The 26,983-nt window shown below is 62.0% G+C and carries 19 protein-coding genes; 11 read left to right on the top strand and 8 right to left on the bottom strand.

The genetic code is table 11. The features are described 5' to 3' along the window. Positions 1–14: 14 nt before the first annotated feature. The 3 genes from selB to E8L22_RS05555 form a co-directional block, all read right to left on the bottom strand. On the bottom strand, positions 15–1,925 hold the full coding sequence (gene selB, locus E8L22_RS05565; RefSeq protein WP_136524214.1) for a selenocysteine-specific translation elongation factor: 1,911 nt from the start codon (positions 1,923–1,925) through the stop codon (positions 15–17). A gap of 113 nt (positions 1,926–2,038) precedes the next feature. After that, entirely contained in the window at positions 2,039–3,844 is a 1,806-nt protein-coding gene (locus E8L22_RS05560) for an ABC transporter ATP-binding protein (RefSeq protein ID WP_136524213.1), read from the bottom strand. A gap of 584 nt (positions 3,845–4,428) precedes the next feature. Beyond that, positions 4,429–6,138, bottom strand: coding sequence for an ABC transporter ATP-binding protein (locus E8L22_RS05555; protein ID WP_136524829.1), 1,710 nt, complete (start codon positions 6,136–6,138; stop codon positions 4,429–4,431). A gap of 579 nt (positions 6,139–6,717) precedes the next feature. On the opposite strand from E8L22_RS05555, the gene E8L22_RS05550 reads away from it, so the two are divergent. The 11 genes from E8L22_RS05550 to E8L22_RS05500 all read left to right on the top strand — a co-directional run bounded on the left by E8L22_RS05550 (position 6,718) and on the right by E8L22_RS05500 (position 19,027). After that, on the top strand, positions 6,718–7,302 hold the full coding sequence (locus E8L22_RS05550) for a 4Fe-4S dicluster domain-containing protein (RefSeq protein ID WP_136524212.1): 585 nt from the start codon (positions 6,718–6,720) through the stop codon (positions 7,300–7,302). Next, positions 7,299–8,255 (top strand): CoB--CoM heterodisulfide reductase iron-sulfur subunit B family protein, encoded by a 957-nt coding sequence (locus tag E8L22_RS05545; protein ID WP_136524211.1) that lies wholly within the window; start codon positions 7,299–7,301, stop codon positions 8,253–8,255. The genes E8L22_RS05550 and E8L22_RS05545 overlap by 4 nt, the downstream gene beginning before the upstream one ends. A gap of 31 nt (positions 8,256–8,286) precedes the next feature. Beyond that, positions 8,287–10,284 carry a CoB--CoM heterodisulfide reductase iron-sulfur subunit A family protein gene (locus E8L22_RS05540; protein ID WP_136524210.1) on the top strand — a complete coding sequence of 666 codons (1,998 nt, stop codon included), beginning with the start codon at positions 8,287–8,289 and terminating at the stop codon, positions 10,282–10,284. A gap of 173 nt (positions 10,285–10,457) precedes the next feature. Then, positions 10,458–11,003 (top strand): hydrogenase iron-sulfur subunit, encoded by a 546-nt coding sequence (locus tag E8L22_RS05535; RefSeq protein WP_136524209.1) that lies wholly within the window; start codon positions 10,458–10,460, stop codon positions 11,001–11,003. Between the two features lie 90 nt (positions 11,004–11,093). Continuing rightward, positions 11,094–12,038: a 4Fe-4S dicluster domain-containing protein gene (locus E8L22_RS05530; RefSeq protein ID WP_136524208.1), complete on the top strand. Its 945-nt coding sequence runs from the start codon at positions 11,094–11,096 to the stop codon at positions 12,036–12,038. A 66-nt stretch (positions 12,039–12,104) separates the two neighbouring features. Further along, complete coding sequence (locus E8L22_RS05525) at positions 12,105–13,112, top strand: 4Fe-4S dicluster domain-containing protein (protein ID WP_136524207.1); 1,008 nt, start codon at positions 12,105–12,107, stop codon at positions 13,110–13,112. A 123-nt stretch (positions 13,113–13,235) separates the two neighbouring features. After that, positions 13,236–14,078, top strand: a complete 843-nt coding sequence (locus tag E8L22_RS05520; RefSeq protein WP_136524206.1) for an FAD/NAD(P)-binding protein — start codon at positions 13,236–13,238, stop codon at positions 14,076–14,078. A gap of 209 nt (positions 14,079–14,287) precedes the next feature. Further along, positions 14,288–15,163: a DMT family transporter gene (locus tag E8L22_RS05515; protein ID WP_136524205.1), complete on the top strand. Its 876-nt coding sequence runs from the start codon at positions 14,288–14,290 to the stop codon at positions 15,161–15,163. Positions 15,164–15,351: 188 nt separating this feature from the next. Beyond that, positions 15,352–16,200 carry a sulfide/dihydroorotate dehydrogenase-like FAD/NAD-binding protein gene (locus E8L22_RS05510; RefSeq protein ID WP_136524204.1) on the top strand — a complete coding sequence of 283 codons (849 nt, stop codon included), beginning with the start codon at positions 15,352–15,354 and terminating at the stop codon, positions 16,198–16,200. Then, the gene (gene gltA / locus E8L22_RS05505; protein ID WP_136524203.1) at positions 16,197–17,606 is read left to right on the top strand and encodes an NADPH-dependent glutamate synthase; all 1,410 of its coding nucleotides are present in this window, start codon (positions 16,197–16,199) and stop codon (positions 17,604–17,606) included. Before E8L22_RS05510 ends, gltA begins: the two co-directional genes overlap by 4 nt. Positions 17,607–17,989: 383 nt before the next feature. After that, positions 17,990–19,027, top strand: coding sequence for a cytochrome-c peroxidase (locus E8L22_RS05500; protein WP_136524202.1), 1,038 nt, complete (start codon positions 17,990–17,992; stop codon positions 19,025–19,027). On the opposite strand, the gene E8L22_RS05495 is transcribed toward E8L22_RS05500, so the two are convergent. The 5 genes from E8L22_RS05495 to E8L22_RS05475 form a co-directional block, all read right to left on the bottom strand. After that, complete coding sequence (locus E8L22_RS05495; protein ID WP_162604781.1) at positions 19,020–21,851, bottom strand: hybrid sensor histidine kinase/response regulator; 2,832 nt, start codon at positions 21,849–21,851, stop codon at positions 19,020–19,022. The genes E8L22_RS05500 and E8L22_RS05495 overlap by 8 nt on opposite strands. Before the next feature lie 316 nt (positions 21,852–22,167). Then, positions 22,168–23,391, bottom strand: coding sequence for an OmpP1/FadL family transporter (locus E8L22_RS05490; RefSeq protein ID WP_136524200.1), 1,224 nt, complete (start codon positions 23,389–23,391; stop codon positions 22,168–22,170). Positions 23,392–23,507: 116 nt separating this feature from the next. Continuing rightward, positions 23,508–24,461, bottom strand: coding sequence for a magnesium/cobalt transporter CorA (gene corA / locus E8L22_RS05485; RefSeq protein ID WP_136524199.1), 954 nt, complete (start codon positions 24,459–24,461; stop codon positions 23,508–23,510). A gap of 120 nt (positions 24,462–24,581) precedes the next feature. Beyond that, positions 24,582–25,601 carry a uroporphyrinogen decarboxylase gene (gene hemE / locus E8L22_RS05480; RefSeq protein WP_136524198.1) on the bottom strand — a complete coding sequence of 340 codons (1,020 nt, stop codon included), beginning with the start codon at positions 25,599–25,601 and terminating at the stop codon, positions 24,582–24,584. A 187-nt stretch (positions 25,602–25,788) separates the two neighbouring features. Next, positions 25,789–26,865, bottom strand: a complete 1,077-nt coding sequence (locus E8L22_RS05475) for a radical SAM/SPASM domain-containing protein (protein WP_136524197.1) — start codon at positions 26,863–26,865, stop codon at positions 25,789–25,791. Positions 26,866–26,983 lie beyond the last annotated feature (118 nt).

Raw genomic sequence — 26,983 nt, 5'->3', positions numbered from 1 at the left:
ACCGGTTCGACTGTCTATCCTTTGCGGAGGATCCTCTTGTCGCCCATGCGGATGGTGAGCTTTTCGGAGTCGAAATACTCCAGGAGCGGAATCATGAACTTCCGGGAAAGACCCGTGACGTCGCGGAACTCTGGGGGGGTGATCTCCTTCTTCTCCTTTAGGAGAGCGACAAGCTTCTCGCGCAGCTCGGAAACCGCACCGGGGGCGTAGAAGATGTCCCCCTTGATCTTCGCCACCCTCCCCTCGCGGAACATCATGTTCGCGTGATCGAGCACCTGCTTCTCGGTGGCGCCGACCAGATCGCAAAGCTCCTTCAGGGTCGGCGGCTCGAACCACCCCTTGGTGAGGGCATCTTCGAGGGTGCGCTGCACGCTCGCCTGGTCCTGGGTTACCCCCACCTTGCGCCCGGGTAGCTTGACGAGTTCGCGGTCGGAAAGCGCCAGTCCGTCCTTCTCGAGGCTCGCCAACACCGGCCCGAAGAAGCGCGCGTCACTGCGCCTCGGGATGCGCGACTTCAGCTCTTCCTTGCCGATACCCTCCTGCATCGGGTTCTCCTGCAGGTACTCCACCAACTCGTCGGAGAGCTTTTTCTTCAGCATGGCGAAGGCGTCCTTGCTGAGGAAGATGCGCGGCTCCTTCACCACCTGCAGCACGGCACCGCTGGAAAGAAGCGGCGCCAGCGCCCCCTCAATCCTTTTACCCGACATGCCGGAGCGGTTCACCATCTCCTGGATGGAAATGCCGGAGAGGAGCGAGGAGTCGACGAGCAGCCTGATGCGGTCCTGGTCGACGCCGGACTCGACGGCCGCCAGAAGCTCGAGGGCCTCGGCGGAGCGGCGGCGGCGGCGCGGCGGTGCGGGGTCGAGGACGGTGCCCCCCCCGAGGGTCGCTTGCGGCGAGTAAGTACGCAGCACGAAGGGGTCGCCCGGCAACAGGAGCACCGGATGCTCGAGACGCAGCTGCACGTAGGCGCTCTCGCCCGGCTGCAGCGCGTCGCGGTCGAAGAGGATGATCTTGGCCGGGACCTCGTAGGTGGCCGAATGAAGGCGGATCGAGGCGCGGTGCTTCAGTTCCTTCTGGGCCGAGGCGAGGTAGTTGAGCCGGACATCGACGGCGCTGGTCGGCTTGTAGAGCCCCTTCGGGACGACGACGTCGCCGCGCTGCACCTCGGTGTGATCCACCCCCTGCAGGTTCACGGCGAGGCGCTCGCCCGCCCCACCCTTCTCAACCTTGGAGCCGAACGACTGGACGCCGCGCACGCGGCAGGCGATGCCGGAGGGGAGGATCTCCACCTCGTCGCCGACGGTGACGGCACCGGAGAGGAGGGTGCCGGTGACCACGGTGCCGAAGCCGGTCACGGTGAAGACACGGTCAACGGGGAGGCGGAACGGCGAGTCGACCCGTTTCTGCTCGATCTCCTTCGCCATCTTTATCAGTTCGGCCTTCAGCGCGTCGATGCCTTCCCCGGTACGGGAGGAAACCGCCACGACGGGCGCTCCGGCAAGGAAACTATCGGCGAGATATTCGCGCACCTCCTCGGTCACCAGGTCGAGCCAGTCCGTGTCCACCATGTCCTTCTTGGTCAGCACGACGATGCCGCGCTTCACCCCTAGGAGCTGGCAGATCTCCAGGTGCTCACGGGTCTGGGGCATGATCCCCTCGTCGGCGGCGATGACGAGGAGAACCAGGTCCATCCCGCCCACCCCGGCGACCATGGTGCGGACGAAACGCTCGTGTCCCGGGACGTCGACGATGCCGAAGCGGAGGTCGTCAGCCAGTTCCAGGTGCGCGAAGCCGAGTTCGATGGTGATGCCGCGGGCCTTCTCCTCTTTGAGGCGGTCCGTGTCGACGCCCGTCAACGCCTTTACCAGTGAGGTCTTGCCATGGTCAATGTGCCCGGCGGTGCCGAGTATCAGATGCTTCATCAGGGTGCTCCGTGAAAAAATTCTTTCCTATATCGCAATTTTTCTATCAAAGGTCAACCGCTCTTTCATGAACCAGCTGGCGAATTAACCCCATCCTCCTCCGGGGGAGGGAGTTAATCCTTGAACTGCAGCTGGTAGAGCCGGTAATAGAGCCCGCGCGCGGCCATCAATTCCGCGTGGGTTCCCTCCTCGGCCTTTTCGCCCCGGTGGATGACGGCGATGCGGTCGGCATCCCGGATCGTGGAGAGGCGGTGCGCCACGACGAGCGTGGTCCGCCCTTGCATCAGCCCCTCGAGCCCCTGCTGGATGAGCCGCTCACTCGCGGTGTCGACGCTCGCCGTCGCCTCGTCCAGTACCAGGATCTCCGGGTCGAAGGCGACCGCCCTGGCAAAGGAGATGAGCTGGCGCTCCCCTGCGGAGAAGTTCACCCCGCGCTCCCGCACCTCCTCGTCGTACCCATTCGGGAGCTCCCGGATGAAACGGTCCGCGCCGACCACCTTGGCCGCCTGCTCCACCCGTTTCATCGCCTCCGGGTCGCCAAGCGAGATGTTGTAGGCGATGGTCCCTGAGAAGAGGTAGGGGTCCTGGAGCACGACGCCGATCCTGCGGCGCAGCTGCTGCAGCGGCATGTCGCGCAGATCGGTCCCGTCGATGGTGATCGAGCCGCGCTGCACGTCGTAGAGCCGGGACAAAAGCCGCGTCACCGTGGTCTTGCCGCCGCCGGTCTCCCCGACGAGCGCCACCTTCTCGCCGCGCTTCATCTGCAGCGAGACCCCTTTGAGCACGTAATCCTCACCGTTGTAGGCGAACCAGACGTCGTTGAAGCAGATACTCTGCAGCACGTTTTGCGGCGCCGATACGCAGGCGGGTGCGGCGGCTTCCTCCCGCTTCGGCGCAGGGGCCGCACCGGGCTCCCACTCCTTATTGTCGAGGAGGGTGAAGATGCGCTCGAGCGACGCCATCGCCCCCTGCATCACCGAATACTTCGCCGAGAGGTCACGGATCGGGGAGAAGAACTTCTCTATGTACTGAATGAAGGCGACCAATGCACCGAAGGAGAGCGTCCCCCTGATGATCTCACCGCCGCCGTACCAGATGATCAGCGCCACCGCCACCGAAGAGAGCGTCTCGACTACGGCGTATAGGGCAGCGTCCCAGGTGATGACCGGGAGGTTCGCCTCCACGTAGGACTTGTTCAGCCTCTGGAACTCCTTGGCCTCGTCCCGCTCCCGGTTGAAGAGCTGCACCACCGCCATGCCGCCGATGCTCTCGGTGAGGAAGGCGGAGAGGTTCGCCTGGCGGGAACGCACCTGCCTGAAGGCGACGCGCATCCAGTTTCGGAAAGAGAAAGCGACCCAGATGAGCAGCGGCAGCACCGAGAAGGTGACCAGCGAGAGCTTCACGTTCATCCAGAGCATGATGCCGACGATGCCAGCCAGCACGAGGATATCTCCCACCACGGTGACGATCCCCGCCGCAAACATCTCGCCCACCACCTCGATGTCGCTTGTGAGTCGTGAGACCAGGCTTCCCACCGGGGTCTGGTCGAAGAAGCGGGCGGAGAGGCGCTGGATGTGAGTGAAGAGCTGCACGCGGATGTCGTACATGACCCGCTGTCCAACCCAGGTCAGCATATAAACCTGCGCGAACATGAGGATGGACTCGGCGAAGATGATGCCCAAGAAGGCAGCGGCGAGCGCCGGAAGCCCTTCCATCTGCCCCTTCACGATATGGCCGTCGATGGCCATCTTGAGGATCCAGGGCTGGGAGAGCTTGGTTGCGGCGATGAAAGGGAGCAGGGCGAGCGCCGTGACCAGCGTGCGGCGGTACGGCAGGATGTAGGCGAAGAAGCGCCCCATCAGGCGCCGATCGTACATCTTGCCGACTACTTCGTCCTCGTATATGCCGCCGAAGTGCATGTTTCTCCTTTAAAAACCTAAAACCCAACGGCCTAACGCAAAGGCGCAAAGCCGCCAAGGCGCTGAGGAAACCGGAAACGGACAAAGGTTTTAACCCAAAGACTTTCCTTGCGTCTCCGCGCCTCCGCGTCTTTGCGTTGAAGTCTTTGCCTGTGAATCCCGTAAAACCCAACGGCCCAACGCAAAGGCGCAAAGCCGCCAAGGCACTAAGGAAACCAGAAACAGACGAAGGTTTTACCCCTCAAAGACTTTCTTTGCGTCTCCGCGCCTCCGCGTCTTTGCGTTGAAGTCTTTGCCTTTGAATCCCGTAAAACCCAACGGCCCAACGCAAAGACGCAAAGCCGCCAAGGCGCTAAGGAAACCGGAAACGGACAAAGGTTTTAACCCAAAGACTTTCTTTGCGTCTCCGCGCCTCCGCGTCTTTGCGTTGAAGTCTTTGCCTGTGAATCCCGTAAAACCCAACGGCCCAACGCAAAGGCGCAAAGCCGCCAAGGCGCTAAGGAAACCGGAAACGGACAAAGGTTTTAACCCAAAGACTTTCTTTGCGTCTCCGCGCCTTTGCGTTGAAGCCTTTATCTTTGTCTTTAAAGCCTTTCTATCTCCGCCTTCAACTGCTCTTCCGTGTGGATCGCGGCGTAGCGGCCGTTCAGCTCCAGGAGCTCCGCGTGGCTCCCCTGCTCCACGATCGACCCCTGCTCCAACACGATGATCTCGTCGCAGCCGCGCAGAGGGGAGAGGCGATGCGAAACGATGAGCACGGTCCGCTCGCCGTAATAACCGGACAGGGCTGAGAGGATCTCCTCCTCGGTGTCGGCATCGACGGCGGAAAGCGGATCGTCGAGTATCAGTATGCTCGGCTCCTTGATCAGAGCCCGGGCGATGGAGACGCGCTGCTTCTGCCCGCCGGAAAGGGTGACGCCACGCTCCCCCACCAGGGTGTCCAGCCCCTGCGGGAAGCGCGCGATGTCCCCGGAAAGCCCGGCGATACGCGCCGCACGCTCGATCTCCTCGCGGGTCGCGCCCGGCTTTCCATAACCTATGTTGTCGGCGATGGTGCGGGAAAAGAGAAAGCTCTCCTGCGGCACGAAGCCGACTGCGGAGCGGATGCGCTGCAGCGGAAGACGGTTCACATCGATACCGTCGATGAAGAGCGTACCGTCGGCAACGGGGAAGAGTCGCGGGATGAGCCGTACCAGGGTCGACTTGCCGCTCCCGACCACCCCCACGATGCCGATGCGGGCCCCCTTCCTGATCGTCAGATCGATGCCGCGCAGCATGTCGGTGCCGCCGTAGGAGAAGGAGAGCCCCCGGTATTCGATACGCCCCTCGATATGCCCGGGGTCAACCGGATCGGCCGATTCGACCACCTCTGGGCGGGAGTTCAGGATCTCTCCCAGGCGCCCCATGGAGGCAGCTCCCCTCTGCATCAGGTTCAGGATCCAGCCGAACATGATGGTCGGCCAGACCAGCATGGCGAGGTAGCCGTTGAAGGCAACGAAACCGCCGAGCGTCAAGCCGCCGCTGATTACCAGGTTTCCGCCGACAAAGAGCACCACCAGCGTCCCGAGTGCGCCGGTCGCCGCCATCACCGGCAACATGAGCCCCCTGATCTTTGTGACGGCCATGCTCGCCTCGCTGTAGCTGTCGCACGCCGCGGCGAAGCTCGCGATCTCTCCGTCCTCGCGGCTGTAAGCCCGCACCACGGCGGCAGCCGAGACGTTCTCCTCGACGCGAGTGGTGAGCCGCGCGAGCGCTTCCTGCATGAGCTTCGAAGTGCGGAACATCGAGGAGCTCAGCCGCTTCACGATAAGCACCATGATCGGGAACGGCCCGACGGCGCAAAGGGTGAGGAAAGGGGAGATGCGGGTCAGCAGGATGAGGGTGGCGGTGTAGATGATGACGGTGTTGAGCGAGCTCAGCACGCCGAACCCCAGGAGCATCCTGACGTTGGTGAGGTCGTTGGACAGGCGGGAGAGGATGTCTCCGGTGCGCCAGTTCGAGAAATAAGTACGGTCGAGGGTGAGCAGCCTCGCGTAGAGGTCCTCGCGCAACCGGTACTCGATGCGCCGCCCCGCGTTCAAGAGCGTGGTCCGGGAGAAGACGCGGATCCCCCCCTGTCCGATCGCGGCGGCTGCGATCATGCCGCCGAACTGCGCAGGCGAATATCCCGCCTTCGCCGGTGCCTGCAGCGCTTCGATGGCGAGCTTCATGAGCCAGGGGATGGCGAGCCCGCACAGGTTGGTCCCCACCAGGAGGAGCGCCCCCAGCAGGTAAGCCCCCTGGCAATCGCGCATGTAGCGGTATAGTCTTCTCAACTCGCCGATGGTTCACCTCGCACCGATAACGCCCCGTACTCTTATTACATTTGGCATTTTCTGTCAAAGTATTTGCCGATTCCAATCTCGGTGTTTGATTGTTTTAAAAAAATGTAAACACGTCAACACTCTCCCTTAATCCCGCCTCATCCCCGCCGACCGCCGGATAGGGAACTTTTAACCAATTTCAACGCAACTTCAGAGACTTCCACGTCAAATTCCCATACAACCCCTGTTGTTTTAAAATGGCGCATTTTTGTACAAATTCACGACCAAAATTCCGCTAAAGATAGGCCGTTTCTGCAGCTACTTTCATAAATGTCTTTGTTTTTCAAACCTTTCTGAAGCAAACAAAAGCTTGCTTTTTTGTTTTAAAATGGCGTATAGTCCTCCCCAATTTCGTGTATGACAAAAAACTCCTTGATTTTAAAACAGCGTTCTTGCAAAACAGGAAAACTGTCCGTTAAGGGCTTGCCTTTTCCCTTTCCATGGGCGTATGATTTCGAGCTGTTTATTAACAAAATGGTCGCTGGCCATTAACCAGTCACGAGGTCCGCAGTGAAAAACAAGTTGATGCACCTCTCCAACGAGACCATGAACGTCGGTTTCGTTAAAAAGGTGGAAGCGCTCTCCGGCAGTTCGGTCCGGCGCTGCTTCCAGTGCGGCAAGTGTTCCGCCGGCTGTCCCATGTCGACCTTCATGGAGCACCCACCCAACCGGATCGTGCGCCTGCTGCAATTAGGCCAGGGGCAGCGCGTCCTCGCCGGCCGCTCCATCTGGTACTGCGCCTCCTGTGAGACCTGCACCACCCGCTGTCCGAACAAGGTCGACCTTGCCGCCATCATGGACGCGCTCAGAAAACTCTCCTGGGACGCCGACGGCCCCTCGAAGGAAAGCTACGTGCAGCTCGCCAACCGTCTCTTCATCGAGAACATCCGCACCTACGGCCGCCAGTACGAGCTGCGCCTCGGCGCCATCTTCAACATGAAGAGCGGGCAGTTCTTGAAGGACCTCATGCTCGGACCGAAGCTCATCTCCAAGGGAAAGCTGAAGATGTTCCATTCCAAGAACCGCAACATCAGCGACATCGAGGGGATCTTCAAGAGAGTCGAGGAGATGCGCAAGAAGGGGGAGGCACTGTGACGCCCGGCAAGAAAAAACTCAGTTATTCCTACTATCCCGGCTGTTCGCTGCACGCCTCCGGCCGCGAGTACGACATCTCCACCCGTGCCCTTTTCAAGGCGCTCAACGTGGGGCTCAAGGAGGTGCCGGACTGGTTCTGCTGCGGCGCGACCCCGGCCCACAACGTGGACGAACTCCTGTCGCTTTCGCTTTGCGCGAAGAACCTCTCCCTGGCCGAACAGGTCGAAGGGGACCTGGCCGTCGCCTGCGCCGCCTGCTTCTCGCGCTTAAAGACCACGCAGCACCACCTGAAAGAGGACGCAACCAAGAGAAAGCAGGTCGAATACGCCATAGACGGCCCGGCGTCGCTCAACAAGCCGGTGAAGCACATCCTCGAGATCCTCGCCCGCGAGTACGGCCTGGCGAAGCTCGAGGAGAGCGTCAAGAAGCCGCTCATGGGGCTCAAGGTCGCGGCCTATTACGGCTGCCTCCTCACCCGTCCCCCCGAGGTGCCCGAACTCGACGACTGCGAGGACCCGAGCATCATGGAGGACATCCTGCGTGCGCTCGGTGCCGAGCCGGTCAAATGGTCGCACCGCATGGAGTGCTGCGGCGCGAACTTCACCCTCTCCCGCCCGGGGGTGGTGCTGAAGCTCTCCAACGCCATCCTGGAATCGGCGCGCCTTGCCGGGGCCGACTGCATCATGGTCGCCTGCCCCCTGTGCCACGGGAACCTCGATATCCGGCAGAAGGAGATCAAGGAGGCCTTCGGCGCTCCCGACTCCACGCTGTTCGGCAGCATCTTCGGGTCCGACCTGCCGATCAGCACCACCAGCGAGGACCGGCGCGACCTCCCCATCTTCTACATCACCCAGCTTGCGGCCCTCGCCATGGGCGTCGCCTCGCAAAGCCTCGGTTTCGAGAGCGTCATCATCGACCCGAAACCGCTGTTGAGAGATAAACAGCTGCTCTAGCCCCCGGCGGCAGCAACGGATTGAGGAGCTTATGTCCAGAATCGGCGTTTTTGTTTGCCACTGCGGCGAGAACATCTCCCGCACCGTGGATGTGGAGCGGGTCGCCAAGGCCGCGGGAGAAATCCCGGGAGTGGCGTATTCCTGCGATTACAAGTACATGTGTTCAGACCCGGGACAGACCCTTCTGAAGAAGGCGGTCGCCGAGCACAAGCTGGACGGCGTGCTCGTCGCGGCCTGCAGCCCGCGCATGCACGAGAAGACCTTCAGGAAGGCGGCCGAGTCCGCCGGGCTCAACCCGTACCTGTGCGAGATGGCGAACATCCGCGAGCACTGTTCCTGGGTCCACGAGGACCGGGAGATGGCGACCGAGAAGGCGACCGACATCGTGAAGCTCATGGTGGAGCGGGTGCGCAAAGGTAAGTCGCTCGCACCGATCACGGTACCGGTCACCAAGCGGGCGCTCGTCATCGGCGGCGGCATCGCCGGGATCCAGGCCGCGCTGGACATCGCCGACGCCGGGCACCGCGTGGTGCTGGTCGAGCGCGACCCCTCCATCGGCGGTCACATGGCCCAGCTCTCCGAAACCTTCCCGACGCTCGACTGTTCCCAGTGCATCATGACCCCGAAGATGGTCGACGTGGCGAACCACCCGAACATCACCCTCTACACCTACGCGGAAATCGAGAAGGTGGACGGCTACATCGGCAACTTCCAGGTGACGGTGAAGCACAAGGCGCGCTCGGTGGACGAGTCGAAGTGCACCGGCTGCGGCGTCTGCATGACCAAGTGCCCGAAGAAGAAGATCCCCAACGAGTTCGACCAGGGGCACGGCATGCGCCCCGCAATCTACGTTCCTTTCCCGCAGGCGGTTCCCAACACGCCGGTCATCGACCGGGAAAACTGCACCATGTTCCAAAGCGGCAAGTGCGGCGTCTGCGCCAAGGTGTGCGGTCCCGGCGCGGTCGATTACGAGCAAAAGGACAGCTTCACCGTCGAGGACGTGGGGGCCATCGTGGTCGCCACCGGCTTCAAGCTCTACACCATCGACAGGAAACCAGAGGACAGCCCGATCCAGGGTTACGGCGAGTTCGGCTACGGCACCATCCCCGACGTCATCGACGGCATGACCTTCGAGCGTCTCGCCTCCGCCTCCGGCCCGACCGGCGGCAAGATCCTGCGCCCCTCGGACGGCAAGGAGCCGAAGCAGGTGGTCTTCATCCAGTGCGTCGGTTCGCGCGCCAGGGAAAAGGGGATCTCCTACTGTTCCAAGGTCTGCTGCATGTACACCGCTAAGCACACCATGCTCTACCACCACAAGGTGCACGACGGGCAGGCCTACGTCTTCTTCATGGACGCGCGTACTCCGGGCAAGGGTTACGACGAGTTCTGGCGCCGCGCCGTCGAGGAAGAGGAAGCGGTCTACATCAGGGGCATGGTCTCCCGCATGTACCAGAAGGGGGACAAGATCGTCGTGATGGGGAGCGACATCCAGGTCGGCGTCCAGGTGGAGATCGAGGCGGACTTGGTCGTGCTCGCCACCGCAGTGCAGGCCCAGGACGGCGCCGACCTCTTGGCGCAGAAGCTCGGCATCTCCTACGACAAGTACAACTTCTACTCCGAGGCCCATGCGAAGCTGAAGCCGGTCGAGTGCGCCACCGCCGGGATCTACCTTGCCGGTGCTTGCCAGGGACCGAAGGACATCCCGGACACCGTCTCCCAGGCCTCAGCAGCCGCTGCGAAGGTGATGACCCTGTTCGCGAAGGACCAGTTGGAGCGCGATCCGGTGGTCGCCAAGGTGAACGAGAAGTACTGCGTCGGCTGTTTCGCCTGCAAGAAGGTCTGCGCCTACGGAGCAATCGAGGAAAAGGAGATCAGGGACCGCCAGGGGAACCTGGTGAAGAAGGTTGCGTACGTGAATCCCGGCGTATGCGGCGGCTGCGGCACCTGCCAGGCCACCTGCCCCTCCAAGTCCATCGAGCTCGACGGCTACACCGACGAGCAGATCATGGCGATGATAGAGGCGCTGTAAAGGCAAGAGGCCGTTCAGCGTTCAGCGTTCAGCGTTCAGCGTTCAACGTTCAGCGGGTTTCTTCCCTAAAGCGCTTTTTTGGATAGTGACAAGACAGTCAACACCCCGTTCCGTCAGGGCAATCACGTTCTCGAACGTTGAACGCTGAACGTTGAACGGCTCCAGAGGTTTCCATGCACGATTTTGAACCGAAGATAGTCGCCTTCGTCTGCACCTGGTGCACGTACGCGGGGGCGGACCTTGCCGGCACGAGCCGGATGCAGTACCCGCCCAACGTCCGGGTGCTCAAGTTCCCCTGCACCGGGAGGATCGATCCGGTCTTCATCCTGCGCGCCTTCCAGAAAGGGGCGGACGGGGTGCTCGTTTCCGGCTGCCACCCGGGCGACTGCCACTACATGGCCGGCAACTTCCACGCCCGGCGCCGCTTCGCCGCCTTCCGCGCCCTGCTCGACTTCATCGGGGTCGACCTGAACCGGCTCCAGTTCTCCTGGGTCTCCGCCGCGGAGGGGGGAAAGTGGGTCGAGGTGGTGACGGACCTGACCGAACGGGTGCGCACCATGGGACCGATGCCGGAGTTCAAGGAGCTGGAGCACGAGGAGTTGTGGTCCACCTTCGCCGAGGCTACGGCGGGCAAATCCACAGGGCTCAACATCACGGCGGACAAGTCCCAGGTGCTCAATACGCCGGGACTGAAAGAGGCGTACGACAGCATCAGCTGAGGTGCCGCCACGCTGGAACCCGGGCGAATGATTAATCTCCCCCACCAACGCCACGCCCCTGCCTAAAGGGGAAAATGAACGGACAACGTCATGAACGCTAAAGCAAGCAAGAACCAACTGACGAGCATCGAGCCGGCCTACTACGAGGCGGTCACCGAGGCGATCCGCAAGGAAGCGGTGAAGATCCTTAAAGAAGAGACGGTGGTCGGCGTGGTCGGCTACCTCCCTGGTCGCCGCAAAGGGACCGCCACCCCGGCGCTGGTGACCTCGGTGGAAGAAGCGGAAAAACTCATTTTCTCGCCCGCCTGCGTCAACAACCTCTCGGTCTACCTCACCAAGGCGAAGAAGGGTGTGCTGAAGCAGGGTAAGGTCGGCATCGTAGCCAAGGGTTGCGACATGCGCGCCCTGGCCGGTCTGATGACGGAATCGCAGCTCCAGCGGGAGGACCTCTTCATCATCGGCGTGGTCTGCCCCGGCGTGTACGGTTTCGGCGTCGAGCGGACCGGGACCTTGACCGAGGCCAACATCGCCCGCAAGTGCCGCGAGTGCACCGTGCACATGCCGGAGGGGGCCGACGTCGCCGCCGGAACCCACGCCGAGCTCGCCGACCTGACCCCGGAAGAGGCGGAGGAGATGGCCCGCATCGAGGCGATGCCGCAGGCGGAGCGCTGGGCTTTCTGGAAGGAACATTTCTCGCGCTGTATCCGCTGCATGGCTTGCCGCCAGGTCTGCCCCTTCTGCTACTGTGAACAGTGCCTGTGCGACAAGAACCGGCCGCAGGCGGTGGAGAGTTCGCCGCGTCCCGCCGGCAACATGGCCTGGCACCTCGTGCGCGCCATGCACCTTGCCGGACGCTGCGGCGGCTGCGCCGAATGCGAGCGCGTCTGCCCGATGGACATCCCGTTGAACCTGTTGAACCGCCGCATGGCAAAGGAGCTGAAGGAGCTCTACGACTACGAGGCGGGGCTCGCCCCGGTGGAAAAGGGGCCGCTCAACCAGTACAAGGAGGACGACGACCAGTCGTTCATCAAGTAGCCGTAAAGCATAAAAAAGCTGAACCACCAACGACGACCGCTCAAGGCCGCCATGAAAGAGAACCCTATGCAGATCATTACGGAACAGAACCTTCGCAATCTGATCGACCTTCTGGTCAAGGAAGCCAAACTTGTCGTCGGCCCGAAGCTGTCGGGATCGGTCGTCCTCTACGAACCGCTCACCGCGGGGACCGAGCTGACCCTAGACGCACTGCCGCGCCGCTCCTCGAAGGAGCTCTTCTTCCCCGTCTGCGAGGACATCCTCTCCTACAAGCGGGAAGGCGGCGGCATGAAGGTGACCGATGTGGACCGTTCCAAATTCCCGGAAACGGTACTGATCGGTGCGCCCCCCTGCGATGCCGGCTCCCCCTCCATCCTGGACGCGGTCATGTCCTGGGACTACAAGGACGAGTTCTACCTGGAGCGCCGCAAGAAGAGCACCATCGTCGGGATCGCCTGCACCAAGGGTGACGACGCCTGCTTCTGCCAAGCGGTGGGACTGGCGCCGGATGCCGAGAACGGCAGCGATCTCTTCCTGACCCCTCTCAAGGACGGCTCCTACGCCTGCAACGCGGTGACCGAAAAGGGACAGGCCCTGGTTGCCGCGCACAAGAACCTTTTCGCGGAAGGGGCGGGTGCCGAGCCCGTGCCGTTCGTGGACCAGGCCGTCCAGAAACTGGATCTCGTGAAGATCAAGAAGTGGCTGGAAGAGCACTTCGAGGACCCGCTATGGGAGAGAATCGCCGACATCTGTGTCGGTTGCGGCGCCTGCGCCTTCATCTGTCCGGCCTGCCACTGTTTCGACATCAACGACGAGGGGAGCACCGACGATGGTGTGCGGCGCAAGCACTGGGATGCCTGCGGCTTCGCGAAGTTCACCAACCACGCCTCGGGGCACAACCCGCGCGACGTGCAGAACAAGCGCTACAGAAACCGCATCATGCACAAGTTCAAGTACTACGACGACAAGTTCGGCAAAACGCTTTGCACCGGTTGCGGCCGCTGCATCCGCGCCTGCCCCGTCGGCATCGACATCGCTGAGATCCTCGAAACGATCAACGGCAAAGCGGAATAACCGTAAAAACCATATTCACAGGGATGAATGGGATAAAAGGGATAAAACCTTAAACCTTGAAGTTATCCCTTTCATCCCCTTCATCCCTGTTAAACGCCTTTGTTTTAACGAGAGAACCGATCTATGTGCGAATCCAAGAACATCTACCTCCCCAACCTCGCCACCATCGAGGCCATCGTCGACGAGACCCCGGATGTCAGAACGCTGCGCCTGGTCTTCCAGGACGAAGCGGTCCGGGAAAACTTCACCTTCCGCGCCGGCCAGTTCGCCGAGTACTCCTCCTTCGGCTTCGGCGAATCGACCTTCTGCATCGCCTCGGCCCCGACCCGAAAGGGTTACATCGAGTGCTGCTTCAGGAGCGTCGGCCGCGTGACCGAGTCGCTCAGAAGGCTTGAGGTGGGCGATACGGTCGGGGTGCGCGGTCCTTATGGCAACTCCTTCCCGATCGAGCAGTTCTACGGCAAGAGCCTCGTCTTCATCGCCGGCGGCATCGCCCTTCCGCCGCTTCGGACGGTGATCTGGAACTGCCTCGACCTGCGCGACAAGTTCAAGGACATCACTATCGTGTACGGCGCCCGCTCCGAGGCGGACCTGGTCTACAAGCACGAGTTGAAGGAGTGGCAGGAGCGCGGCGACGTGCGCCTGGTGAAATGCGTCGATCCAGGCGGCGCAGGCCCCGACTTCGACGGCAAGGTCGGCTTCGTCCCGACCGTCCTCGAGGAGGCGGCGCCGAGCGCCGAGAACACCATCGCTCTTGTTTGCGGTCCCCCCATCATGATCAAGTTCACGCTGCCTGTTCTGGAGCGTCTCGGATTCTCCGACGACAACATCTACACCACGCTCGAAAACAGGATGAAGTGCGGCGTCGGCAAGTGCGGCCGCTGCAACGTCGGCAACGTCTACGTCTGCAAAGACGGCCCGGTCTTCACCGCCCGGGAAGTGAAGGCGATGTCGCAGGAGTTCTAGCTATGCAAAGGGGACTGGCTCCTTTAGGGCCAGTCCCCCCCGTCTAACGTGCTTTTCATCGCCTTTATCCCTTTCATCCCCTTCATCCCTGTTCAATTTGCTTGACCAACTGCGCGAAATGAGCGAGTCTTTGCGCTTTGGCGCCGCCCTCACCCGGCATTACCATTTACGGACTAGCGCTTGGCGCAGGTTCATCATAGGGTATCTCCATGCCGTACCTCCTTCTCACCCTGAGCGCCCTGATCTGGTCCGGAAACTTCGTGATCAGCCGGGCGATGAATAACGTCATCCCTCCCGCGGGCTTCGTCTTCTGGCGCTGGGTGGTCGCGCTCGTAGTGCTTCTCCCGATCGCACTGCCGCGCCTGCGCCGCGAGTGGCCCATCCTGCGCGCCAACCTGCCGCTCGTCGGCATCTCCGGGCTCTTCGCCGTCACCCTCTTCAACTACCTGATCTACATGGCGATGCACTGGACCACCGCCATCAACGCGGCCCTAGTAAACTCGGCCATCCCCATCTTCATCATCATGTTCGCGCGCATCTTCTACGGGCAGCGCGTCATGCTGCGCCAGCACGCCGGGGTCTTGCTTTCCCTGGTCGGCGTCGCGGCCATCATCCTGCGCGGCGACCCGGCCCGCATCCTGACGCTCACCTTCAACCGCGGAGACCTCCTGGTACTCTTAGCCGCGATCGCGTGGGCGCTCTACTCGGTGGCCATCAAGCGATACCCCCAGGGGCTGAACCCGTTCGTGTTCCTGTTTTCCATGACCGTGGTCGGCCTCGTGCTCCTAATCCCGTTCTACGCCTGGGAAATCTCCGCCGGGCACCACATGACCTTCAACCTCCCCACCGTGCTGAGCGTTCTGTACGTCGGCGTCCTCGCGTCGGTGGTCGCCTTCACCGCCTGGAACCACGGCCTGCGCCGGGTCGGCCCCCACATAGGCGGACAGTTCGTGCACCTGATGCCCGCCTTCTCCACCATCATGGCCGTGATGTTCCTCGGCGAAACGCTGCAGGGCTTCCACATCGCCGGCATCGTGCTCATCTTCGCCGGCATCGTCTGCGCAACCTATAAAGTAAAGGCCTAGCCCCCTCCCCTGCCCTTCCCCGCAAGTCGTTTGAGCAGTCGAGTCGTCCATTGTCAATTCTCCATTGTCAATTGTTCATTACCCCTGCTTTTCCGTATACTTCCTTGCCCTTCCCCCCTCGCTGCTGATATCGTATTCACTACGCTAAAACAGCTGCAGCATATCTCTTCTCCAAGAAGGTGACCCCAATGTTCGAAGTTGTAAGCAACGAGATTCTCGCGGAAAACCTCCACAAGATGGTGCTGGTCGCCCCCCGCATCGCGCGGGCAAGAAAGGCGGGACAGTTCGTCATCGTCCGCCTCGACCAGGGCGAGGAACGCATCCCGCTCACCATCGGCGACGCCGATCAGGCCGCCGGGACCATCACCCTCTTCATCCAGGCCATCGGCGCCTCGACCCGGAAGATCGTGGCAACGCCCGCGGGCGGCTTCATCCGCGACGTCGCAGGCCCGCTAGGCAAGGAAACCCATATCACCAACTGGGGCAGAGTCGTCTGCGTCGGTGGCGGGGTCGGCACCGCAGTCCTCTTTCCGCTGGTGAAGGCCCTCGCCGAGGCGGGAAACGAGATCACCACCATCATCGGCGGCCGTTCCGAGAAGTATGTCATCCTGGCCGAAGAGCTGGGCGCCCTCTCGAAAAACCTCATCATCACCACTGAGGACGGCAGCCAGGGGTACAAGGGGTTCGTGACCGGTCCTCTTTCCGAGATACTCGCCGACCCTGAGCGCGTGCCGCAGGCGGTTTTCGCGGTCGGCCCGGTCCCGATGATGAAGGCGGTGGCGAACATCACCCGCGAACCGGGGATCGAGACCATCGTGAGCCTCAACCCGATCATGATCGACGGCACCGGGATGTGCGGCGGCTGCCGCGTGCAGGTGGGCAACCAGACCAAGTTCGCCTGCGTGGACGGCCCCGAGTTCGACGCGCACCAGGTCGACTTCGACGGCCTTTCCGACCGCCTCACCAGCTATCGCAAGGAAGAGGCGGCAAGGCACGCAGCCGAGGGCTGCAAACTGGCTAAGGAGGTAGCAAAGTGAGCAACGACCTTTCGCCCAAAGAGAGGATGGCGATAGACAGGGTACACATGCCGGAGCTGCCGGCGGACGAGCGGAACAAGAACTTCGAGGAGGTCAACCTGGGACTCTCCGGGGATCAGGCGCTCTCCGAGGCGAAGCGCTGCCTGCAGTGCAAGACGAGAAACTGCGTCGCGGGCTGTCCGGTGGGCGTTTCCATTCCGGAATTCATCGACGCGCTCGCCTGCGAGGACATGCCGCGCGCGGCCCAGATCCTGCGCGGCGACAACGCGCTCCCCGCCGTCTGCGGCAGGGTCTGCCCCCAGGAGACCCAGTGCGAGGCGCTCTGCATCCGCGGCAAGAAGGGTGATGCGGTGGCCATCGGCTACCTCGAGCGCTACGTGGCCGACTGGGCCATGCAGCACCCGGACCGTCTTCTCTCCGAGCCCACGCCCGAGCCGACAGGCAAGTCGGTGGCCGTGGTCGGCTGCGGCCCTGCCGGGTTGACCGCTGCCGGCGAACTCGCGCGCCAGGGTCACAAGGTGACCATTTTCGAAGCACTCCACGACACCGGCGGCGTCCTCCGCTACGGCATCCCGGAGTTCCGCCTTCCCAAGGAGATCATCGACCGCGAGGTCGGCGTGCTCGCACAGCTGGGCGTCACCATCGAGTGCAACGTGATCATCGGCAAGACGCTCACCGTTGCCGAGCTGCGCAGCGAATTCGATGCGGTCTTCATCGCCAACGGCGCCGGGCTCCCCACCATGCTCAACATCCCGGGCGAGAACCTCAAAGGGGTGTACGCGGCCAACGAGTTCCTCACCCGCGTGAACCTCATGGAGGCCGGTCGCAGGGAAGACAGCGCCACGCCCATCCTGCAGCGTGACGAGGTCGCCGTAATAGGCGGCGGCAACACGGCGATGGACTGCGTAAGAACGGCGAAAAGGCTCGGCGCCAAGCGCGCCATGATCATCTACCGCCGCGGCGAAGCTGAGATGCCGGCGAGGGTCGAGGAGATCAAGCACGCCAAGGAGGAAGGGGTCGAGTTCATCATGCTCACCGCCCCTCTCGCGATCGTCGCCACCGAAGACGGCTGGGTGAAGGCGCTGCGCTGCCAGCGCATGGAGCTTGGTCCCGCCGACGACTCCGGTCGTCGTCGTCCGCAGGCGATTCCCGATTCCGAGTACGACATTCCGGCGGGAATAGTGATCAACGCGGTCGGCACCAACGCCAATCCGCTCCTCACCGCCACCGCGCCGGACCTCAGCCTCAACAAGTGGGGCAACGTCGTCACCGACGATAACGGCCAGACCAGCATCCCCGGCGTCTTCGCCGGCGGCGACATCGTCAGGGGCGGCGCCACCGTCATCCTCGCCATGGGCGACGGCAAGCGCGCCGCCGCTTCCATCGATGCCTACCTGAAACGCTAAGTTACGCGGTGACGTCTGCCGCACAAAGGGGGAGGGCCTATGGCCCTCCCCCTTTTTTTTAGTTCTCGAGATTCCAGTGAGCAAAGATTGAGCTCGCTCGCGAAGGAAAAGAGCAAATCCCCCCTGTCTCCCTTCGCAAAGTTCGCTACGGGGGGCAAGCTCCACCTTCGAAAAGGAGGGGACGTTCTGCCGTGCTCACCGCTTCGAGGAGATATCCGCCTAGTACCCGGAATTCTGAGCTAAAAGGGGAGCGCCGGGGCTCATGCAGTGCTGTGTGAGCAGCTTTTCCCACTTTCCTCGTTATTTCCTGCGGTTGACACCTCGCCTGTCGGGGGTACCTTTTAATGGTTTTGCTGATCTCACCTTTCTAATAGGAGGCAGTCATGAAAAAGAGGGCGTTATTGTTGTTCGCACTACTTTGCCTTGGCAACTCCGCGTTCGCCGCCGATGATCTGACGACGCAGGCGAAGAAGCTCTTCAAACCGATCCCGTCCAAGGCTCCATCCCTGAAGGAGAACCCAGCCACCGCCGCGAAAATCGACCTCGGAAGGAAACTGTTCTTCGATCCACGGCTTTCCAGCTCACAGCTCATCAGCTGTAACACCTGCCATAACGTCGGGCTTTTCGGGGCGGATCTACAGGAAACTGCAGTTGGACACGGCTGGCAGAAAGGACCACGCAACTCCCCCACCGTCTTCAACGCGGTGTTCGATGCTGCGCAGTTCTGGGACGGGAGGGCGAAGGACCTGCAGACGCAGGCGAAGGGGCCGGTTCAAGCTAACGTCGAGATGAACAGCAATCCCGAACTCGTGGTGAAGACGCTGAAGAGCATCCCGGGTTACGGACCTCTATTCAGGGCGGCCTTTCCCGGGCAGAAGGATCCGGTAAGCTTCGACAACATGGCGAGGGCAATCGAGGTCTTCGAGGCGACCCTTATCACCCCGAGCTCCCCGTTTGACCGCTTCCTGCAAGGAGACACCAAGGCCCTGAACGCCGCGCAGAAAAGAGGGCTCAAGGTCTTCATGAACAAGGGGTGCGCCCCGTGCCACGCCGGGGTCAACGTCGGCGGCGCCGATTACTACCCCTTCGGCGTGCGGGAAGCCCCCGCTACCGAGATCCGCCCATCCGGCGATACCGGCCGCTTCATGGTCACCAACACCGAGAGCGACCGCTACGTCTTCAAAGCCCCTTCCCTGCGCAACGTGGCCTTCACCCAGCCCTACTTCCATTCCGGGAAGGTCTGGAAGCTGCGCGACGCGGTGGCGGTCATGGCTTCGGCTCAACTCGGGATCAAATTATCCGACCATGAGGTGGACGATACCGTAGCCTTCCTGCATGCGCTGACCGGAAAGGAGCCGAGGATCGCTTACCCGCTCCTTCCGCCGAGCTCCGACACGACACCACAGCCAAAGCTCAAGTAGCAGTGGTACCACCTGACAACGCGCCCAAGGCCTTCCTCAGGGATTCCAGGTCGTACGGTTTCTGTATGAACTGCGCCCCCTTCTGACCGGAGAGCCTTCTTGCCTCCTCCGCCGCGCTGTAACCGCTGGAAAGCACGATTTTCACGCCAGGCCGAATGCGGCGTAACTCATCCGCCGCGGTGATCCCGTCCATCCCAGGCATGGATAGATCCATGATCACCGCGGCGATTTTTTCAGCGTGCTCCCGGAACAGGGCAACCGCTTCCGCACCGTCACCTGCTATCAAGGTCGGATAGCCAAGCCCCCTTACCATGGCCCGGCAGACCAGTCGCACCATCTCCTCGTCGTCGACAATGAGCACCGTCCCCTCTTCCCCGGCCTCCTCAGGGACCTTGAGCGGGATCCCCGCCTCTGCTCCTGGTGAGCTCTTCGCAGCTTCTTCTCGCGCCACCGCTCTCTCAACGATCGTCGTCGGTGTCAGCTTTGCCGCAACGCTCTTCTCAATCAGTTCCGGTTCGGGAACAGGCAACAGCACCTTGACGCTGGTCCCCTCCCCCGCTTCAGACCGCACCAGGATCGCTCCGCCGTGCCCGCGTACGATCCCCTGCACGGCACAAAGCCCGAGCCCGCGCCCGGTGAACTTCGTCGAGAAGAACGGGTCGAACATCCGGTCGCAGGTGGCACGGTCCATACCGGCACCATTGTCGGCAACCTCAAGGACGATGAAGCTCCCCGCCACCGGCTTTTCGTCCAGCCTGCTGATGGCGAGCTCTGCGGCCCCCACCTCGGCCACGCCTGTGCTGACCGTGACGGCACCTCCCTCCCCTACCGCTTCGAGGGCGTTGGTGATCAAGTTCACGATCACCTGCTGCATCTGCCCCGGGTCGGCTTCGAACGATGGAATACCGGGGTGCAACTGCGCGGTGAGGACCGCTCCCTTGCGCACCGACGCCTTCATCAGGTCCACGTTCTCCCCTACCAGCCGGTTCAAATCGACTACCTGCAGGGTGTAGCCACCCTTGCCCGAGTACGCCAGCATCTGGCGGGTGAGATCGCCGGCACGCTTGGCCGCCTGGTAGGCGTTCTCCAGGTACTTTATGGCCGGACTATCAGGTTCCACCACGTGACGGACCAGCTCGAGGTTCCCGCCGATAACCATCAGCAGGTTATTGAAGTCGTGCGCCACTCCGCCCGCCAGTACGCCCAAACTCTCCAGCTTCTGGGTGTGCAGCAGCTGCCGCTCCAGTTCCCGTCGCTGCAGCTCCCCTTGGCGCTTCTCGGTGATGTCGGTCCCGGAGCTAAGCACCCCCTGCACCTTGCCCTGGTCGTCGCGCAGCAGGATGTTGTGCCACGAGATGAGGCGTGCCCCCTTGTCCCTGGTGACGATGCGGTTTTCGAAGAACTCCAGAAACTCGTGCTCGCCGCGCACCAGCCCGTCGAAGATCTCGCGTACTTCCCTCTTCTCCTCCGCCGGGACGAAGTTTTCACACCAGTCCATGCCGCGGAGCTCCTCCACCGTCCCCCCCAGCAGCACGGCGCCGGTGCGGTTGATCATCGCTATGCGGCCGCCGGTATCCACGAGAAGCAGCATAACCGCAGCCACATCGAGGTAGCGGCGGGCATTCTCCTTCTCCTGTTCCAGTTCCCTGGTCCTCTCGGCGACCTGCCGCTCCAGTTCCTCGTGCCAGTTGGCGATGCGCTCGGCCATGCTGTTGAAAGCCGCACCAAGCTCGGCGATCTCTTTGGCGGCACCGCTACCTGTGGCCGTCCGGGCAGAGAAATCCCCTCCCTCGAGAGCGGCGACGCTTCTGCGCAACTCCCGGATAGGACTCGCAATCTTGCCGGCTCCCCACCACACGAAGATCAGTGCACCGGAAATCATGGCGAGTCCGAACAGGGCCGCCCGGCTCCTCGTGGCTGCCAGTGGCGCGAAGGCGGTCTCCTCGTCGACCGCGACGGCGATGCCCCACCTCCCGGTGCCCCCAACCTCGAGGTAACGGTAGGTGGCGAAGAACCTTCTGCCGTCACTAAGCGTCTCCAATTGCGACGACGCCGTCTTCCCGAGGACCCGCCCGGTCAGTTTTTCCGTGAGAGCATCCCTGCGCGTCGGGGTCCGTCTCTGCTCCGGCACCGATGCGAGCAGTTCACCACGCGGTCCCACGAGGATCATGATGCTTTGCGCACCGGCCGTGCCGGGAAGCAGCGTAAGAGCCTCGAAACTCGGCCTCGGTCCGGCCTCGGCAACCACCACCCCCGCAACGTCCCCGGTCGCCCTCCCCGCCCTGTCCCGGACCAAGACTTTCCGTCCGATGAGGATCGCCGGTTCCCCGCTTTCGCCGAAGACGTCGATGTGCTCGGCTGCACCGGCGGCGAGTGTGGCCTCCACGAACGCCTTGTATCGGTAGCTCGCGCCAACGAGGTCCATCTCGCTCGCCGCCAGAACCTTCCCTGCCGTGCCCACCAGCACGACCGACGTATAAGTGTCCGGAGAGATGATCTTCAGGGTGCGCAGATGCTGTGAGAGTGACTGGATATCCGCCGCGTCGGGCTCGTCGCCTCCCGCCAGGGCCGACTCAGTCGTCCTCACGAAGTCGCGCGAGTTGGCGACGACGGCAAGCTCGGCGCGCCTGGAAGCAAGCCAGGTCACCACCGACTCCACCTTCAAGTCCGCCGCGTCCTCCAGCGCACGCACGATCTCGCTCTGCTTAAGCGGGTAGATCCCTTCGATCCCCAGTTGAGGCGAACCGTACACGAGAACGAGGATCAACGCCGCCGAACCGGCAAGCGAGATGACGCTGAAGTAGGCTATGATCCGTTCGCGCATACCGCACGAGGCGGGGTATGGTTTTTCTTTTACGGTCATGGTTGGTGGTTGGGGCCTGGCGGCTCCGCATTTGCGGCGGCCGGATCTGCAGGGCGCCGTTCGCCCGGTTAGGCAGCCTGGCGGGGGAGGGGAGGACAAAAGGCTGCGTACCGTGGGGGCAACGTGTGACAAGTTCTGATCTTTTCCACCGATTTTATCGGCATATACGGCGCTTTCTTGAGTTTAATGTTTTCGGTGGGGTAGGGGGGAAGTCTTGGGCAGGTCAAAAAAAAGCCCCCTCTGGCTGAGGGGGCTTCTGTTGCAATGCGTACTCACACTACATGAAATGCCATATGAGTCCGATGTCGTACGAGGTTTCCCGTACCTTGGAGGAGAAGGTGTAGGTGCCGCTCGCATCGCTCTCGCTCACGCTGTTGCTGAGCGCGCACATCCCACCGAGATGTGCTTCGAACGAGCCGGTGAACTGGTAGCCGACCCCGAAGGAGAAGTGATGTTCGGCTATTGCCGGGAAGCCTATGATGCGCAGATATTCGTACCCCGCGTTTGAGACCGTGTTCCCCTGAATCTGCGTCGTCCCCATCAGGTCGAAGTTCTTGTGCAGCCGCACCGGGTTCTTGCCGTAGTTGTAGCCAAGGCGCATGGTGAGCCCATCCGGGTCCTTGTACTGCATCCCCAGCGCGTAGACCCACTGGTCCTTCCAGTCAAATTCCCGATAACCGTCGGCATCGCTCCAGTTGAGCCACTTGGCGTCAGCCTCGAGGAGGAGGTTATCCGTTGCGTGCCAGGCGATCCCCGCCGAAGCGGTGCGCGGCGACTCCATCTCCAGCGTTTTTTGCTCTGTCCCGCCGAAGTCGGAAACCCTCTCGTGCGAAAGTTTCTCCGCCGTTGTGTAGCTGGCCCCGATCGAACAGGGACCCATGCGGTAAATGGCGCCAAGTTGCTCGCCGATGCCGTAGTTGTGCGAGGTACCTTCGCCCAGGTCAAGCGAGCCGTACAAAAGGTGCAGCGAAGTCCCTATCGAGAAGTTGGGGGTGACCAGGAAGGCGACGTTAGGGGCGAACTTGAGGATCTGGAGCTGCGTGTAGATGTCGCCTTCGGCACCGGGTGAGCCGGGGTTGAGGTCGATCCCTTTGTTCCGGTAGTCGACCCCCATACCGGTGATCCCGAACATGCCGAGACCGAAGCGGAACCGGTCGCTGATCGGAGTGACCATACCGACGGCGGGGATGATGAACGGCCTCATGTCGCTCTTCGCGCTGACGACCTGGGGCCCCATGGTCACGGTGGCCTTCACCGAGGGGTTGTAGATCGTCGAGGCGAAGACCACCTCGGTGCCGGGGCAGTAGGGCCCCATGCAGACCGCGGCGGGATTGGCGAAGATGGCGCTTATGGCGTCTTGTGGGGCGGCGACGCCGGCCCCTCCCATGGCGCGCGACGCAGGCGCCACGCCGATCAGGGTATCGCCGTTGGTTGCCCATGCTTCGGGTGAGGAGATAGAAAGTAACAGTGCTGCTGCCGCAAGTACCGCCTTCTTTGCCATAAGCCCGCCTCAATTAATGAATTTCAAGCGGACCTTATAGCATTTTTCTTACAGGGTGTAAATAATCCATTTTTCCGTATACAGCTATGAAAAACACTAAACGCGAGGGGGAAAAGTTACAGCCACCCCTTCCGCTTGAAATACCAGTAAGGTGCGATGCCCGACAGGATCATCAGGGCCAGGGCCCAAGGGTAGCCGAGTCCCATCTTCAGCTCGGGCATGTAGTCGAAGTTCATGCCGTAGATGCTGGCGACAAGGGTAGGGGGGAGGAAGACCACCGCCGCAATGGAAAAGATCTTAATGATCTGGTTCTGCTCGATGTTGATGAAGCCCTGGGTTGAGTCCATCAGGAAGTTGATCTTGTCGAACAGGAAGGTGGTGTGCGACATGAGGGTCTCGACGTCTCGTGCGATCTCCCTGAGCGTTTCGGCCTGGTCGGTCCGATCCCTCAAGTGGCGCAACAAAAAGGATATGTCGCGCTGGGTATCCATGAGGCAGAGGCGGATCTTCCCGTTGCTGTCCTCGAGCCGCGCCAGCTTGTCGATGGCGTCCTCCAGCTCCGCCTCCTCGTCTTCGAGCACCATGTGGCTCACCCCCTCGAGCTGGCGGTGGATGTCCTCCAGGGTGTCTGCGTGGTTCTCTACCTTTTGATCCAGCAGGATGACGAGAAGTTCCGCAGCGGAACGGCACTCGACGTGGCCGCGGCGGGCGCGCATGCGCAGCAGGCGGAAATCGGCTAAGTCTCCCTCGCGGATGGTGATCAGGTGGTTCGTCTGCAGAATGCAGGCGACGGTAAGCGTCATGTGACGCCCCTCGCTCTGGGAGAGGAAGAGCGGGTGGACGTGGATCCCGGCGGAATCGACGAAGCATCGGGCGGAGATCTCGATCTCGTCGACCTCGTCGTACTCGGGGATGTCGGTGTGCAGGAGGAGCTCCAGCAGATCCCTCTCTTCGTCGTCCGGTTCGTGGGCGTCGATCCAGTCGGCCTTTAGGATCTGGTTGGGGAGGTCCTCCCGCTCGAACTCCATCTCTGTGATGAGTCCGTTTTCTATCTTGAAAAGCCTCAGCATGATGCGCTCCTGCCTGGTCCGCGCCCTCGGTGCCGGCCGTGGCACTGCGGGCACCGGACCCCTTGCCCGGTTGAAACAAGAAGGGCGGCCTTATCGGCCGCCCCAGTCTGTGGTCCTGAATTATTTCTGCGACAGCCTGTGCACGCAGTCGACCATGAAGATCGCGTTTTCCGGTGGTACCGTGGGGAGGATGCCGTGCCCCAGGTTGAAGATGAGACCGGGCCTGCCGGCGTTCTCGTCGAGCACGCGCTTCACCTCGCGCTCGATGATCTCTTTCGGTGCGAAGAGCACGGTCGGATCGAGGTTACCCTGTACCGCCATGTCGCCCAGGATGTCGCGGGCCTTGCCGAGGTTCACGTGCCAGTCGAGGCCCATGACGTCGCCGCCTGCTTCTTTCACGATCTCGAGCATGGTGCCTGCGCCCTTCACGAAGTGGATCACCGGAACGTTGGTGCGGTTCAGGCCGTTGATGAGGCGCTGGGTGTACGGGAGGACGTAGCGCTCGTAGTCGGCGGGGGAGAGCATGCCGCCCCAGGTGTCGAAGATCTGGATCGCCTGCGCGCCGGCCTTGATCTGGGCGTTCAGGTACTCCATGTCCATGGTGGTGATCTTGTCCATGAGCGCCGCGTAGATCTCGGGCTCGGCGTACATCATCTTCTTGAGTGCGGCGAAGTCCTTGGACCCCTTGCCTTCGACCATGTAGCAGGCGAGGGTGAAGGGGGCGCCGCCGAAGCCGATCAGCGGTACCTTGGCGGCGAGCTCTTTCCGGAGGAGTTTGACGGCGTCGAGCACGTAGGGGACGTCGGTCTCCATCTTCGGGATCTTGAGCGCCTCCACGTCGGCCATGGTGCGGATCGGTTTGGTGAAGACCGGGCCGGGGGTGAAGTCGAGCTCCATGCCCATCGGCTCGATCGGGGTGAGGATGTCGGAGAAGAGGATCGCGGCATCGACGCCCAGGATGTCCACCGGCTGGATGGTGACTTCAGCGGCGAGTTCCGGCGTCTTGCAGAGTTCCAGGAAGGTGCATTTGGAGCGGACGCGCATGTAATCGGGGAGGTAACGGCCGGCCTGACGCATAAGCCATACCGGTACGATGTCGACCGGCTTACCCCAACATGCGTCTAAAAATCGAGTATTCATAGTAATCCTCCTGGGTGAAATTTTGAGGGATCAAGTATCAAAGTTGTTAAACACACATTCCACAACTTTGATTGCCATCGTCAAGAAAAAGCTCAATGAGAGCATGGCACAACCGGTCCCTCTCCCATCTAGAGAGGGGTCCGCTTTAAAAGTCCCCCTCCGCAAAGGAGGGGGAGCAAATCTCAAATTATTTCTGCTCTTTCCTCTGCACCTTGATCGGCACGTAGTTGCAGAACGGCTCCTCTTCCATGTAGTCGCCGTACACCGCATCGGCGCGGGCGCGGCAGCCACCGCAGACGTTCAGGTACTCGCACTCGCCGCACTTACCCTTGTAGGCTTTGAAGTCGCGCAGTTCCTTGAAGATCTCCGAGTTTTCCCAGAGCTCCTTGAACGGGGTCTCCTTCACGTTCCCCGCGGTCCTGTGGAAGTAGGAGCAGGGCTTCAGGTTGCCGAAGCAGTCGATGAGGCAGATGGTCTGGGCCGCGATGCACCCTTTGCCGCCGCCGGTGGAGAAGGTGAGGGAGCGGCGCTCGAACTTCTCCCCCTCCGCCTTGGCCTTCTGCGGCACGATGCGGTAGTAGTGCGGTGCGCAGGTCGGGCGCATGAGGATGTCGTCCTCGTTTTTCTCCTGGTGGTAGTGCCAGTCGAGGATCTCCTCGTAGTCTTCCTTGGAGATCAGCTCGCTCATGATCTCCTCGCCGCGACCGGTCGGGACGATCATGAACATGTACCAGGCGGTGGCGCCGATGGACTTGGCGACCTTGAAGGTGTTGGCGATGTCGGTCTGGTTGCGCTTGGTGAAGGAGGAGTTGACCAGGAACTTCTGGCCGTGCTTTCTGAAGAGTTCGGCGGCCTTCATCACGCCTTCGAAGGCGCCCGGGCACTGGCGGAAGTCGTCGTGCACGGCGGCGGTGGAGCCGTCCAGGGAGAGCGACACCATCTTGATGTCCGCCTTCTTCATCTTCTCGCACACCTCGTCGGTCACGAGGGAGCCGTTGGTCGCCATGCACATCCTGAGGCCGAGCGAGGTGCCGTACTCGGCGAGTTCAAAGATGTCCGGCCTCATGAGCGGTTCGCCGCCGGAGAGAACCACAACCGGCTTGGAGAAATCGGCGATTTCCTTGAGGAGCTTCTTTCCTTCCTCGGTGGTGAAGTCACCTTCCGACGAGGTCATCTCGGACGAACAGCGGCAGTGCACGCATTTGAGGTTGCAGCGCTGGGTGGTCTCCCAGGCGATCCATTTCGGTACGAACTCTTCGGCCATGGTATCTCCAATGTGACCCTGGAAAGCGTGCAGTGCGGCGGGGGGAATCGACTCGGGGCAGGGAACGAATTCGCGCCAAAAACGGTCGGCTCTGCGACAAGGAACGCTTCGGCTGCCA

It is taken from the genome of Geomonas ferrireducens (assembly GCF_004917065.1).
GTDB lineage: Bacteria > Desulfobacterota > Desulfuromonadia > Geobacterales > Geobacteraceae > Geomonas > Geomonas ferrireducens.
The sequence above is the reverse complement of the archived record's forward strand: the minus strand, read 5'-3'. Positions and strand labels throughout refer to the sequence as shown.

Excerpts from the sequence above, each read along its gene's own strand:
- selB (WP_136524214.1), bottom strand. The coding sequence starts at position 1,925 with ATGAAGCATCTGATACTCGGCACCGCCGGGCACATTGACCATGGCAAG.
- E8L22_RS05560 (WP_136524213.1), bottom strand. The coding sequence starts at position 3,844 with ATGCACTTCGGCGGCATATACGAGGACGAAGTAGTCGGCAAGATGTAC.
- E8L22_RS05555 (WP_136524829.1), bottom strand. The coding sequence starts at position 6,138 with ATGCGCGATTGCCAGGGGGCTTACCTGCTGGGGGCGCTCCTCCTGGTG.
- E8L22_RS05540 (WP_136524210.1), top strand. The coding sequence starts at position 8,287 with ATGTCCAGAATCGGCGTTTTTGTTTGCCACTGCGGCGAGAACATCTCC.
- E8L22_RS05535 (WP_136524209.1), top strand. The coding sequence starts at position 10,458 with ATGCACGATTTTGAACCGAAGATAGTCGCCTTCGTCTGCACCTGGTGC.
- E8L22_RS05530 (WP_136524208.1), top strand. The coding sequence starts at position 11,094 with ATGAACGCTAAAGCAAGCAAGAACCAACTGACGAGCATCGAGCCGGCC.
- E8L22_RS05525 (WP_136524207.1), top strand. The coding sequence starts at position 12,105 with ATGCAGATCATTACGGAACAGAACCTTCGCAATCTGATCGACCTTCTG.
- E8L22_RS05520 (WP_136524206.1), top strand. The coding sequence starts at position 13,236 with ATGTGCGAATCCAAGAACATCTACCTCCCCAACCTCGCCACCATCGAG.
- E8L22_RS05515 (WP_136524205.1), top strand. The coding sequence starts at position 14,288 with ATGCCGTACCTCCTTCTCACCCTGAGCGCCCTGATCTGGTCCGGAAAC.
- E8L22_RS05510 (WP_136524204.1), top strand. The coding sequence starts at position 15,352 with ATGTTCGAAGTTGTAAGCAACGAGATTCTCGCGGAAAACCTCCACAAG.
- E8L22_RS05500 (WP_136524202.1), top strand. The coding sequence starts at position 17,990 with ATGAAAAAGAGGGCGTTATTGTTGTTCGCACTACTTTGCCTTGGCAAC.
- E8L22_RS05495 (WP_162604781.1), bottom strand. The coding sequence starts at position 21,851 with ATGCGCGAACGGATCATAGCCTACTTCAGCGTCATCTCGCTTGCCGGT.
- E8L22_RS05490 (WP_136524200.1), bottom strand. The coding sequence starts at position 23,391 with ATGGCAAAGAAGGCGGTACTTGCGGCAGCAGCACTGTTACTTTCTATC.
- corA (WP_136524199.1), bottom strand. The coding sequence starts at position 24,461 with ATGCTGAGGCTTTTCAAGATAGAAAACGGACTCATCACAGAGATGGAG.
- hemE (WP_136524198.1), bottom strand. The coding sequence starts at position 25,601 with ATGAATACTCGATTTTTAGACGCATGTTGGGGTAAGCCGGTCGACATC.
- E8L22_RS05475 (WP_136524197.1), bottom strand. The coding sequence starts at position 26,865 with ATGGCCGAAGAGTTCGTACCGAAATGGATCGCCTGGGAGACCACCCAG.